The organism is Afipia sp. P52-10 (assembly GCF_000516555.1).
In the GTDB taxonomy this organism is placed as follows: Bacteria; Pseudomonadota; Alphaproteobacteria; order Rhizobiales; family Xanthobacteraceae; genus P52-10.
The window spans coordinates 2,552,089-2,564,624 of sequence record NZ_AZSJ01000003.1 but is presented as its reverse complement, the minus strand read 5'-3'; the positions used below and the strand labels follow the sequence as shown (position 1 = coordinate 2,564,624).

Here is a 12,536-nt window from a genome sequence, read left to right as displayed (position 1 = left end):
ATGTCCCGTTTTCGCGACCTCTCCATCGCCGCCGTCGCCGCCGGCGCCACGACGCTCTCCGCTGCAGCCGCATTCGCGCAGGCCGGCGAAGTCAACGTCTACACCTATCGCGAAAGCAAACTGGTGCAGCCGCTGTTCGACGCCTTCACCAAGGACACCGGCATCAAGGTCAACGTCATTTCGGCGAGCTCCGGCCTCGAGCAGCGCATCAAGACCGAAGGCGCCAACAGCCCCGCCGACGTGCTGCTCACCGTCGACATCGGCCGCATGGACGATGCGGTGAAGGCGGAGATCGCCCAGCCGATCAAGTCGGCCAAGCTCGACGAGACGGTGCCGGTGCGGTTCCGCGATCCGAACGGCTACTGGTACGGCATCTCGATGCGCGCGCGCGTCGTCTATGCCTCCAACGAGCGGGTGAAGCAGGACGCGATCACCTATGAGGAGCTGGCCGACCCGAAGTGGAAGGGCAAGATCTGCATCCGCTCCGGCCAGCACATCTACAACAACGCGCTGTTCGCCGCCTACGTTGCCAAGCACGGCGAGGCCAAGGCCGAGGAGTGGCTGAAGGGCCTGAAGGCGAACCTGGCGCAGAAGCCCTCCGGCGGCGATCGCGAGCAGGCGCGCGATGTCGCGGCCGGCAAGTGCGACATCGCCATCGGCAACACCTACTACTGGGCGCTGATGAAGAACGTCGACGCCGACAAGAAGCCGTGGGCGGATGCGACCAAGGTGATTCTGCCGACCTTCGCCGACGGCGGAACGCATGTGAACCTGTCCGGCGTCCTGCTCGCCAAGAACGCGCCGAACAAGGCCAACGCCATCAAGCTGATCGAGTGGCTGGTCGAGGACAAGGCGCAGCACATGTATGCCGACGTGAACTACGAGTATCCGGTGCGCGCCGGTGTCGCCGTCAACCCCACCATCGCCGGCTACGGCAAGCTGAATCCGGACGCGCTGCCGATCGCCAAGATCGCCGAGAACCGCAAGACCGCGTCGACGCTGGTTGACAAGGTCGGCTTCGACAACTGATAGCGGCACAGCCGCAACCCTCTCTCACCTCTCAACGATCAACGCGCGGTCCGCTCCTTTGGGCCGCGCGTTTCGCCGGACCGCCGCGTGAGCACCAGCCGACCGATTTCCCTGCGCATCACCGGCACCGTCACGTCCACGCTGGCCGTGCTGACCGGCGTGGCGGTCGTGCTGCCGGTGATCAGCATCGCGCTCTTGGCGATGCAGCCGGTGCCGGACCTCTGGCCGCACCTGATCGCCTACGTGCTGCCGCAGGCGACCCGCGATACCGCGCTGCTGCTGCTCGGTGTCGGCTCCGTCGCGACCGCGCTCGGCGTCGGCGCGGCGTGGATCATGACGGCCTACGATTTTCCCGGTCGCGGCTGGCTGATCTGGCTGATGCCGCTGCCGCTGGCGATCCCGACCTATATCGGCGCCTACGTTTACGTCGAGATCTTCGAGCCGCTCGGGGTCGTGCACAACGTGCTGTCGCTGTGGCTGCCGCGCCGCGAGGCGCTGGCGCTGCTGCCCGGCATGCGCACGCTGGCCGGCGCCATCGTCATCATCGGCCTCGTGCTCTACCCTTACGTCTATCTGTCCGCGCGGGCGATGTTCCAGACGCAGAGTGCGGAGTTCATCGAGGCCGCGCGGCTGCTCGGCGCCAACCGCTGGCAGCAGTTCATGCGCGTCTCGCTGCCGATGGCGCGGCCGGCGCTCGCGGTCGGCCTGTCGCTCGTGCTGTTGGAAACGCTGAACGACATCGGCGCCAGCGAGTATCTCGGCGTCCGCACCATGACGGTGTCGATCTTCACCACCTGGCTCAACCGCGGCAGCCTCGCCGGCGCTGCGCAGATGTCCTGCCTGATGCTGTTCGTGGTCGCTGCGCTGGTGCTGCTCGAACGCCACGGCCGCAAGGCGCGCGCATTCGCCGCCTCCGCCGAAAGCCCGCGCCTCGCCGAGCGCGTGCCGCTCGCGGGGGCGAAGGGCTGGATCGCAGGCCTAATGTGCCTGCTGCCGCCGCTGTTCGGTTTCGTCATCCCGTTCGTGTTCCTGCTGTACGAGAGCGTGCATCGCAGCCTGTTCGGCGCCATCGATGCAGAACTGTTGCATGCACTGGGCAACTCGGTGGTGCTGGCGCTGACGGCGACGGCGATCGTGCTGGCGCTCGGGCTCGTCATCACGCTCGCCCATCGCTGGCAGAGCAGCAAAGCCACCACCGCGAGCCTCGGCGCCTCGCAGGCCGGCTACGCGGTGCCGGGACTGATCCTCGCGCTCGGGCTGCTGACGCCGCTCGTCGCCTTCGACAGCGTCGTCAATGCGGCGGCGCGCGGCCTCGGCGCATCCACGCCCGGGCTGATCGTCGCCGGCTCGAGCGCCGCGGTCGTGATCGCCTACGTGATCCGCTTCATGGCGGTGGCGAGCGGGCTGACGCAGGCCGGCTTCGAGCGCATCCCGCGCGACTACGACGACAGCGCCCGCATCAGCGGCGCGTCGCAATGGGTCTGCGTCGAGAGGATCTACCTGCCGCTGCTGCGCCCGGCGCTGTGGGGCGCGGCAATCCTGGTGTTCGTCGATTGCCTGAAGGAGCTGCCGGCGACGCTGCTGCTGCGGCCGCTGAACGTCGAGACGCTGGCGACCTCGATCTATCAGTACGCCAGCCGCGGCAGCTTCGAGCAAGGCTCGCTGGCCGCGCTGTTGATCGTCGCGGCCAGCATCATTCCGGTGGTGTGGCTGACCCGCTTCGCCGACGTCCCGAACGGGCCGGCATGATGCGTTCGCGTCACGTGCCGTGTCAGCCGCTCTCTCCCCGCCCCGGGAAAGGTGAACTCACGCGTTCGCGAGCGCGACGCGGAAATTCGCCTCGGTGCTGGCCTTGATCTGGTCGAGCGTGACGCCGTCGGCAAGCTCGATCAGCGTCATGCCGTCGTTGCCGTGCTTGTCGATGGTGAAGACGCCGAGATCGGTGACCACCATGTCGACGACGTTGGCGCCGGTGAGCGGCAGCGTGCAGCGATGCAGCAGCTTCGGACCGTCCTTGGCGACGTGCTCCATCACCACCAGCACGCGCTTGACGCCGGCGACGAGATCCATCGCGCCGCCCATGCCCTTCACCATCTTGCCGGGCACCATCCAGTTGGCGAGGTCGCCGTTCTCGGCCACCTGCATGCCGCCGAGGATCGACAGGTCGATGTGGCCGCCGCGGATCATCGCGAACGAATCCGCCGAGGAGAAGTAGCTGGTGGACGGCAGCTCGCTGACCGTCTGCTTGCCGGCGTTGATCAGGTCGGCGTCTTCCTCGCCTTCATACGGGAACGGCCCCATGCCGAGCATGCCGTTCTCGCTTTGCAGCTGAACGTTGACGCCATCGGGGATGTAGTTCGACACCAGCGTCGGAATGCCGATGCCGAGATTGACGTAAAAGCCGTCGCGCAGCTCCTTCGCTGCACGGGCTGCCATCTGTTCGCGGGTCCAGGCCATGATTGCCTCCAAAATCTCGAAATGCGTTACGCGGCCGGCCGCGGGCGCGTGTTGCGGAACTCGATCCGCTTCTTGGCGGTACCGACCTCGATCATCCGCTGCACGAATACGCCGGGCGTGTGGATGTGATCGGGATCGATCTCGCCGGCCGGCACCAGATGCTCGACCTCGGCCACGGTGATCTTCGCCGCGGTCGCCATCATCGGATTGAAGTTCCGCGCGGTCTTGCGGAAGACGAGGTTGCCGGCGGTATCGCCCTTCCAGGCATGGACGATGGCGAGATCGGCGAACAGGCCGCGCTCCATCACGTACTTTTCACCGTCGAACTCGCGAACCTCCTTGCCTTCGGCGATCAGCGTACCGACGCCGGTCTTGGTGAAGAAGGCCGGGATTCCCGCGCCGCCGGCGCGAATCCGCTCGGCCAGCGTGCCTTGCGGATTGAATTCGAGCTCGAGCTCGCCGGAGAGGTATTGCTGCGCGAACAGCTTGTTCTCGCCAACATAGGAGGCGATCATCTTCTTGATCTGCCGCGTCTCCAAGAGGCGGCTGAGGCCGATGCCGTCCACGCCCGCATTGTTGGAAACGACCGTCAGATCCTTCACGCCGGATTCGCGGATCGCGTCCGACAGCGTCTCGGCGATGCCGCACAGGCCGAAACCGCCCGACATGATCATCATGCCGTCCTTCAGCACGCCTGCGAGTGCCGATTTCGCGTCAGGAAAAACCTTGTTCATGTCGATGAAACCCGAATGGCCGTGAGAATGGGTGAGCTGGCAAGCGGCCGCGCCAGCGCCGCTCGGTCCACTATTAGGCGGTTTTGCAAATGGGCGTCAATCAGTGCACAGCCCCTCCTATGGCCTTGAAAGCGTCAAGAAAACCGACCAAGTTGCGGCCCAACTGATGCGGCCTGCGCCGGGTGCGCGGCATGCACTTATCACGCACCTATCACGTTCCTGGGACGCTCCGTTTGACGACATCCCCTGGTCTGCACCGCTTGGGACTCAAGCGCCTGGGACTGACGATCGCCGCACTATGCGGCGCGATCCTGGTCGCGGCGCTGGCGGTCACCTTCCTGCTCGATCGTGGCGCGATGCGCGCGGCCGTTGAGGCGCAAGTGCGCGCGGCCACCGGGCTCGAGCTCGCGGTGCGCGCCGACACCACGATGTCGCTGTTCCCGACGCCGTCGGTGACGTTCCACGACGTGAGCCTCGACACCTCGGGCAGCCGCGCGCTGAACGCCGACGCACTGACGGCCAATCTGCGGCTGGTGCCGCTGCTGCTGCAGCGGTTCGAAATCGCCGACCTCGTGCTCACGGATGCGCGCATCATCGTCAAACGCGCCGCCGACGGCCTGTCGAACTGGGAGCCGCTGGTGCAGCGGCTGGAACGGCAGCTCAAGAGCGGCACCAAGGACGCAGTGTCGTTCTCCGAAATCCGCATCGAGAACGGCGTCCTCATCTATCAGGACGAGGCCCACAACATCGCCGAGACCGCGACCGGCATCGACCTCTCGCTCGCCTGGCCGTCGATCTCGCGATCGTTCGCGGCCACCGGCGCATTCACCTGGCGCGGCGAGCGGATCGACTCCAGTGTCAACATCGCCGACTTCGCCGCCGCGCTCGCCGGCGAGCGCTCCGGCCTGCGCGCCCGCTTTGCCAGCGCGCCGTTTCGCCTGGTGTTCGACGGCGTCGTCACCAACCGCTCGCACCTTGCGCTCGACGGCAGCCTGAGCGCCGACTCGCCGTCGCTGCGCGAGGCGCTGCGCTGGACCGGACACGACCTGCCGCGAGGCGGCGGCTTCGGCCGCTTCGCACTGAAGGCCCGCGCGAACCTGGCCGGCCAGGCGCTGGCGCTGACCGACGTCAATGTCGAGCTCGACGGCAATGTCGCCGAGGGCGTGATGAGCTATGGCGGCGACGGCCGGCAGACCGTGCAGGGCACGCTCGCCGCCGAAGCGCTCGACGTCACTCCCTACGTCTCGACGCTGCGGCTGATGGCAGGCTCCTCGCGCGACTGGAGCCGGCAGCCGTTCGACCTGCGCAGCCTGACCGGCAACGATCTCGACCTGCGGCTGTCGGCGCAGCGGGTCTCGATCGGCAACACCAAGATCGGCCGCACCGCGCTCGGCCTCAACGTCCGCAACGGCACGCTGATGCTGAGCGTCGGCGAGGCGCAGATGTTCGGCGGCATCGCCAAGGGCTCGTTCGGCGTGGTCCGCTCCGGCACCCTTGCCGACGTCAAGGCGCAATTCCAGCTCGCCGATGTCGATCTCGAAGCCTGCCTCGGCCAGCTGTTCGGCATGCGGCGGCTGTCCGGGCGCGGCACGCTCGGCATGCTCCTGGAGGCGTCCGGTCCCAATCCCTTCGGCCTCGCGCAGTCGGTCGACGGCCGCGCGACACTCACCAGCAGCAACGGCGCGCTGACCGGTTTCAACGTCGAGCAACTGCTGCGGCGGCTGGAGCGGCGGCCGCTTTCCGGCGCCGGCGACCTGCGGTCGGGCCGGACGCCGTTCGACAAGCTCAATGTCGCGATCCGCCTCAACGACGGCATCGCCACCATCGAGGACGTCAAGCTGGAAGGGCCGACCGTGCACCTGACGCTGGCCGGCACCACCTCGCTGCCCTCGCGCGAATTCGATTTCAAGGGCGTCGCCGGCCTCGTGCCCGCGCCGGGGACGACGAATGCGTTCGAGCTGCCGTTCGTCATTCAGGGGCCGTGGGACGATCCGCTGGTGTTCCCCGATTCCGACAGCCTGCTGCGCCGCTCGCCGGCGTCGGCGCCGTTGCTCGACGCCGTCCGCGACAGCCGCGCGCGCGAGGCGGTGAAATCGGCGATCGAACGGCTGACCGGCAGCCGTGGCTCACCGTCGGCCGCTGGCACGCCGCCCGCGACGACACAGCCGAACTGAGCGGGCCTTGCGCGCGCTCATCCCGCGTTCTGCGCCCAGGAATCCGTCAAGCCTTGATAGTTCTTGACGATGGCGACCGCGACGGACGCGTCGCCCCCCTGCAGGGTCGCACGATCCGCCCCGCACAATTCGCAGAACAGCGCCTGGTGCGCGACCGAGACAAAATAGCCTCTGGGAGGCGCGGGCATTTTATCGGCCGGCACGGCGGCCGCGAGCTCAGACACCGCGGCAGCAAACGCGGAATCGATTGCGCGTGCGATCTCGGCATGCAGCGTCGCCTCGATGCGCGACAGGATCGCGGCGTACTTTGCTTCCTCCGGCGTCGGGATCGGGCAGGCTTCGACCATGCCAGCGTTTCCTTTGTTCAGCGGACAGACCCATGGGCAGCGCGCAGCCTCAGAGCGGGGCCGCGCTCTCGCCGCGCGCGTTGGACAGCTTCGACACCAGCGAGGCCATCACGATCGTCACCGCGACGAAGGCGACCATCAGCGTGCAGATGGCGTTGATCTGCGGCTTCACGCCGAGCCGCACCTCCGAATAGATGCGGATCGGCAGGGTCGATGCGCCGGGCCCGGTGGTGAAGCTCGCGATCACCAGATCGTCCAGCGACAGCGTGAACGCCAGCATCCAGGCCGCCGCGATCGCGGGCGCGATCATCGGCAGCGTCACCGCGAAGAACGCCCGCGCCGGCGAGCAGCCGAGGTCCATCGCCGCCTCCTCCAGGCTGCGGTCGAGCCCGTTCAGGCGCGACTGCACGATCACTGCGACGAAGCACATGGTCAGCGTGGTGTGCGCCGCCGTGACCGTCCAGAAGCCGCGCTCGGCCTCAATCGCCACGAACAGCAGCAGCAGCGACAGGCCGGTGATGACTTCCGGCATCACCAGCGGCGCATGCAGCATGCCCGAGAACAGCGTGCGGCCACGGAAACCGTCGCCGCGCGACAGCGCCAGCGCCGCCAGCGTGCCGAGGATGGTGGCGAGCGTCGCCGACATCACGCCGACGCGCAGGCTCATCCACGCCGCCTCCATCATCGCCGGATCGTTGAACAGCTCCGCGTACCAGCGCGTCGACCAGCCGCCCCAGACCGTGACCAGGCGCGAGGCGTTGAACGAATAGACGATCAGGATGACGATCGGCAGGTAGAGAAAGGCAAAGCCCCCCGCCAGCGAAACCACATTGAACGGCGACAGCCGCGTCAAGGCGCGCGCACTCATGGGCGTCCCTCCAATTGGCGACGCTGCAGCCGATCACAAGCCAGGAGCGGCACGAGCAGCACCACCAGCAGCACGACGGCGATGGCCGATGCCACCGGCCAGTCGCGGTTGGTGAAGAACTCGCCCCACAGCGTCTGGCCGATCATCATCTGCTCGGAGCCGGCGAGCAGATCCGGGATCACGAACTCGCCGGTGATCGGAATGAAACAGAGCAGCGCGCCGGCGCCGATGCCGGGCAGCGACAGCGGCAGGGTCACGAGCCAGAACGCCTTCAATCGCGAGCAGCCGAGGTCGGCCGCCGCCTCGAGCAGCGCCGCATCCATCCGCGACAGCACCGCGAACAAGGGCAGCACCATGAACGGCAGGTAGGAGTAGACGATGCCGATATACATCGCCGTATCGGTGGCGAGCCAGACCACCGGCGCGTCGACGATCTTCAGGGCGATCAGGACGTCGTTCAGAAGCCCGTCGCGTTGCAGGATGTTGATCCAGGCATAGATGCGGATCAGGAACGAGGTCCAGAACGGCACGATCACCAGCATCATCGCCACCGGCTGCCAGCGGCGCGGCAGCCGAGCCATGCCGTAGGCGATCGGATAGGCCAGCAGAACCAGGATCAGCGTCGAGACCGCCGCCACCATGACCGAGCGGAGATATGACGCCACATAGAGGCTGTCTGACAGCAGCAGCTTGAAGTTGTCGGCCGAGAGCTGCGCGAAGGCGGTCTTCAGCCCCTGCAATCCTTCCGCGAGCGTGAACGCCGGCGCATAGGGCGGCTGCGCGATCACCGTCTGCGACAGGCTGATCTTGAGAATGAAGACGAACGGCACCAGGAAGAATGCTGCCATCCACAGATAGGGCGCGATCGCGGCGATCCGGGCCGGCCGCGAGAAATTGCGTTCGGCGCTCATCGTTACTTGTCCAGCACGATGCAGGCGTCAGGCGGGAACGACAGCGAGACGTGCTGCCCGATCGCAAAGAACGCGGCTTCCGACCGCACCAGGTTGGCGGCGGTGACGCGCAGGATCGCCCCCGAGGTCAGCTTGATCCGATAGACCGAGACGCCACCGAGGTAATCGATATCGACCACATCGCCGCGCAGAGCGTTGGCGAGTTCGCTGGAGGCGGTTTCGGCGGACAGGCGGATCTTCTCGGGACGGATCGCGATCGGCACGGTCATGCCAGCCACCGGCTTCGCCGTGCCGGTGACGATGACGGTGCCGGCGTCTGCGGTCTTCACCGTCAGCAGGCTGCCCTTCTGTGCGACCACGATGCCTTCGATGATGTTGATGTCGCCGACGAAGCTCGCGATCCAGCGCGAGTTCGGCGATTCATACAGCTCACGCGGAGTGCCGACCTGCACGAGACGTCCCTTGTCCATCACGCCGATGCGGTCGGCGACCGTCATCGCCTCCTCCTGGTCGTGGGTGACGATGATGAAGGTCATGCCGAGCTTGCGCCGCAGCGCGATCAGCTCCGCCTGGGTGCTCTGGCGCAGCTTCTTGTCCAGCGCGGCGAGCGGCTCGTCCAGCAGCAGCACGCGCGGACGCAAAGCGAGCGAGCGGGCGAGCGCGACGCGCTGGCGCTGCCCGCCGGAGAGCTGATCCGGCCGCCGCTTCTCCAATCCCTGCAGCTGCACCAGCGCCAGCATCTCGCCGACGCGTTCGTCGATCGCCGCCCGGCTCATGCCGGCACGCTTGAGGCCGAAGGCGATATTGCCGGCGACGCTGAGATGCGGAAACAGCGCGTAGCTCTGGAACATCATGTTGATCGGCCGCTGGTGCGGCGGCACGGCGGCGATATCGGCGCCATCGAGCAGGATACTGCCCGCATCCGGGCTCTCGAAGCCGGCCAACATGCGCAACAGGCTGGTCTTGCCGCAGCCCGACGGCCCAAGCAGGGCGAAGAACTCACCGGGTTGAATATCGAGCGACAGGCCATCGACAGCGGTGACGCCGCCGAACCGCTTGGTGACCGAGGCGATCCGCAGCAAAGGTGCGCGAGCGCCGGTTAGCTTTTCCGTGACCGATCCATCCGTCGTGAGCAATTCCTGCTTCGTCTCCTGTCTTCAAACGGCGGCGCTGCCGCCTTGCGCGGGCCCATAGGTAGCCGCGAACGGCGGCAGGCTCAACTCCGCCACCGCCGAGGCCACAGGGATTTCCAGACATCGCATCGGGCTGGCAGCCTGCGGCTGCGGCAAATCAGCCGGCCTTGCGAACGGGAGCGACCGCGCCGCAGACGAGATCCGCATAGTGCTGGATCGGCGCAGGCTTGCCGATGAAGTAGCCCTGCACCTGATCGCAGGCCTCGCTGGCAAGGAACGACAACTGCTCCTCGGTTTCCACGCCTTCGGCGACGATCGGCACGTCGAGGCCGCGGCCGAGCCCGATCACCGCACGGATGATCGCCGCCGACTGCACGTTGCGACCAAGATTCATGACAAATTCGCGATCGATCTTGATCTTGTCGAACGGGAACGACTGCAGGTAGGCGAACGACGAGTAGCCGCTGCCGAAGTCATCCATGGCGATACGCACGCCGAGTGCCTTCAGCCGCCGCAGGATCGACAGGCCCCGGTCGAAATCGCCGATCAGCACGCCTTCGGTGATCTCCAGTTCCAGCCGCCCTGGCGCAAGGCCAGTCTCCATCAGAATCGCATGCACCAGCGCGACGAGATCGCCGTGCAGGAACTGCACCGGCGAGAGGTTGACCGCGATCTGCAGCGGCTTGTCCCACGACGCCGCCTCGCGACAGGCCTCGCGCAGGATCCATTCGCCCATCTCGACGATCAGGCCGCTCTCCTCGGCGAGCGGAATGAACATGCCCGGCGACACCACGCCGCGCAGCGGGTGATGCCAGCGCACCAGCGCCTCGAAGCCGACGACGGCCTGGCCGATCTTCGCCAGCGGCTGGTAGTTCAGCACCAGCTCATTGTTGCGGATCGCCTGGGCGAGCTCCTGATGCATCGCGCGCCGGTCGCGGATCTGCTGGTCCATCTCGGCTTCGAACACGCAGACCGACCCGCGTGCCTGCGCCTTGGCACGGAACAGCGCCACGTCGGCATTGGCGAGCAGCTGCGCCGGATCATCGCCGTTGCTCGGGAACACGGCGATACCGGTGGTCAGACCGAGCCGGATCGTCTTGTCGTCGATCACGAACTCCTTCTGCATCGCCCGCATCAGCCGCTCGGCCAGCGCCCGGCCGGCGTCGGGCTGAACGCCGTCGATGATCATGCCGAACTCGTCGCCGCCGAGCCGCGCCACCACCGCGCCCTGGGCCGCGGCTTGAATCCGGCGCGAGGCTTCGATCAACAGCTTGTCGCCGACCGCATGGCCGAACACATCGTTGACCTCCTTGAAGCGGTCGAGATCGACCGACAGCACCGCGAACTGATCCGCCCCCTTGCAGGCATCGATCATCTGCAGCAGCGCCTGCATGAACGCGACGCGGTTCGGCAGATCGGTCAGGCCGTCGTGATAGGCCATATGCGCCATGCGCGACTCGGCGCGGCGGCGCTCGGTGATGTCCTCGTCGATCTGGATCAGGTATTGCGGCGCGCCTGCGTCGTCGAGCACGGCGACGCGGCGAGCCATGAACAGCCGCAGCTCGGCGCCCACCTTCGCCGGATACTCCTCGCTCAGCACCTCGCCTCGCATCCGGATCGCGTCCTGGTCGCGGTGGTCGACGAAGGCGGCGCGGTCCGGCGGGAAGACCTGGTCGATCCGCTTGCCGATCATGTCGCGGCGCGGACGCTCCATGAACGCCTCGGCATGGCGGTTGACGAACAGATACTTGCGATCCGCGACCCGCTTCACCAGGATCGCGGTCGGAATGTGGTCGAGCACCAGTTCGAGGAACTTCTTGGTCTCCTCCAGCTCCGCCGACAGCGCCCGCCTCTCGGTGATGTCCTCGAACAGCGCGATCAGAAACTTCGGCTCGCCGTATTCGTCGTGCGCGACCACCCGCCGCGAGCCGAGCACCCGCCGCTCATCGCCGCGCTCGACCACCACTTCGAGCGTGACGTTGCCGCCCTTGGAGGCGATCGCATCGGCGTCCGCCTTGAGCACCGCCTCCGCCGATTGCAGCGTGAAGATGTCCTCGGGCCGGGCGCCGACGATCTTCTCGCGCGGGAAGCGGCTGAACTGCTCGAACGCGCGGTTGGCCAGGATGTAGCGGCCGTCCTCGATGCTCTTCACCGCGACGCAAACCGGGATGTTGTCGATCACCGATTCCAGGAAGCCCTTGGTGGTCGCAAGTTGCCGCGACAGGTCGCGATGATCGCTGAAATCCTCATGCAGCGAGACGAAACCGCCGCCGGGCAGCGAACGGCGGGAGATCCGGATCGCCCGTCCGCCGGCGATCTCGCGAATGTAGTTGTCCGAGCTTCCAGGCTTGACCCGCCAGGTCACGTCGCCATCGAACGTGCCGCGCGCGCCGCAGCGCGAGCAGCTCGGAGAACGGCATGCGCGGCCGCACGTCGGCGCGCGTCAGGCCGTAGATGGCGAGGTACTGGTCGTTGCAGAATGCCATCCGATGCTGGGAATCGACCATGATGATCCCATGCGGCATGTTGTTGAGCGCCGCCGACGCGAAGCGGGTGCGTCGGCGCTCGCGCAGCTTCAAGCGCCGGTGCCGCGCATAGACCCACAGCAGCACCGAGGCGAAGAACAGCGCCAGCACGCCGGCGGTGATGGCCAGATCGAACTGCGGCTGCGACATCGGCGCGGTCAGGCCGAAGGCCGATGCCGCCGGCGACGGACAAGCGGATGCCGCGAGACACGCGGCGAGTGCTGCGGGCTTCTGCCCGCGCCTGACGATGCTATTCTGCATGACTGCCGTGACGAAGTGGCCAGAGTTGGCGCGCGGATTGTCACGATGCACATCTTTTAATCGGGTAAATTTGTACCCTTGAACTCCCTGTAAGTTG

The 12,536-nt window shown here is 66.9% G+C and carries 9 protein-coding genes and 1 pseudogene; 3 read left to right on the top strand and 7 right to left on the bottom strand.

What is annotated here, in order from left to right; translation table 11 throughout:
- Together X566_RS13395 and X566_RS13390 are read left to right on the top strand one after the other, a co-directional pair.
- Positions 1 to 1,029 carry a Fe(3+) ABC transporter substrate-binding protein gene (locus X566_RS13395; protein WP_034467000.1) on the top strand — a complete coding sequence of 343 codons (1,029 nt, stop codon included), beginning with the start codon at positions 1 to 3 and terminating at the stop codon, positions 1,027 to 1,029.
- 87 nt (positions 1,030 to 1,116) lie between these two features.
- Positions 1,117 to 2,778: an iron ABC transporter permease gene (locus X566_RS13390; RefSeq protein WP_244434745.1), complete on the top strand. Its 1,662-nt coding sequence runs from the start codon at positions 1,117 to 1,119 to the stop codon at positions 2,776 to 2,778.
- Positions 2,779 to 2,835: 57 nt separating this feature from the next.
- Here the strand turns inward: X566_RS13390 and X566_RS13385 are convergent, their stop codons facing one another.
- The gene (locus X566_RS13385) at positions 2,836 to 3,486 is read right to left on the bottom strand and encodes a CoA transferase subunit B (protein WP_034466997.1); all 651 of its coding nucleotides are present in this window, start codon (positions 3,484 to 3,486) and stop codon (positions 2,836 to 2,838) included.
- A 26-nt stretch (positions 3,487 to 3,512) separates the two neighbouring features.
- Positions 3,513 to 4,220: a CoA transferase subunit A gene (locus tag X566_RS13380; RefSeq protein ID WP_034466994.1), complete on the bottom strand. Its 708-nt coding sequence runs from the start codon at positions 4,218 to 4,220 to the stop codon at positions 3,513 to 3,515.
- A 233-nt stretch (positions 4,221 to 4,453) separates the two neighbouring features.
- Between X566_RS13380 and X566_RS13375 the strand changes: the two genes are divergently transcribed.
- Positions 4,454 to 6,394, top strand: coding sequence for an AsmA family protein (locus tag X566_RS13375; protein ID WP_244434744.1), 1,941 nt, complete (start codon positions 4,454 to 4,456; stop codon positions 6,392 to 6,394).
- 17 nt (positions 6,395 to 6,411) lie between these two features.
- Here X566_RS13375 and X566_RS13370 read toward each other — a convergent pair whose 3' ends face one another.
- From X566_RS13370 to X566_RS13350, 5 genes and pseudogenes are all read right to left on the bottom strand, one after another.
- The gene (locus X566_RS13370) at positions 6,412 to 6,741 is read right to left on the bottom strand and encodes a hypothetical protein (RefSeq protein ID WP_034466988.1); all 330 of its coding nucleotides are present in this window, start codon (positions 6,739 to 6,741) and stop codon (positions 6,412 to 6,414) included.
- 49 nt (positions 6,742 to 6,790) lie between these two features.
- The gene (locus X566_RS13365) at positions 6,791 to 7,609 is read right to left on the bottom strand and encodes an ABC transporter permease (RefSeq protein WP_034466985.1); all 819 of its coding nucleotides are present in this window, start codon (positions 7,607 to 7,609) and stop codon (positions 6,791 to 6,793) included.
- Positions 7,606 to 8,520 (bottom strand): ABC transporter permease, encoded by a 915-nt coding sequence (locus X566_RS13360; RefSeq protein ID WP_034466983.1) that lies wholly within the window; start codon positions 8,518 to 8,520, stop codon positions 7,606 to 7,608. The genes X566_RS13365 and X566_RS13360 overlap by 4 nt, the downstream gene beginning before the upstream one ends.
- A 2-nt stretch (positions 8,521 to 8,522) precedes the next feature.
- Positions 8,523 to 9,656 (bottom strand): ABC transporter ATP-binding protein, encoded by a 1,134-nt coding sequence (locus tag X566_RS13355; RefSeq protein WP_034466980.1) that lies wholly within the window; start codon positions 9,654 to 9,656, stop codon positions 8,523 to 8,525.
- Positions 9,657 to 9,810: 154 nt separating this feature from the next.
- Positions 9,811 to 12,439 (bottom strand): annotated as a pseudogene (locus tag X566_RS13350) (EAL domain-containing protein).
- Positions 12,440 to 12,536 lie beyond the last annotated feature (97 nt).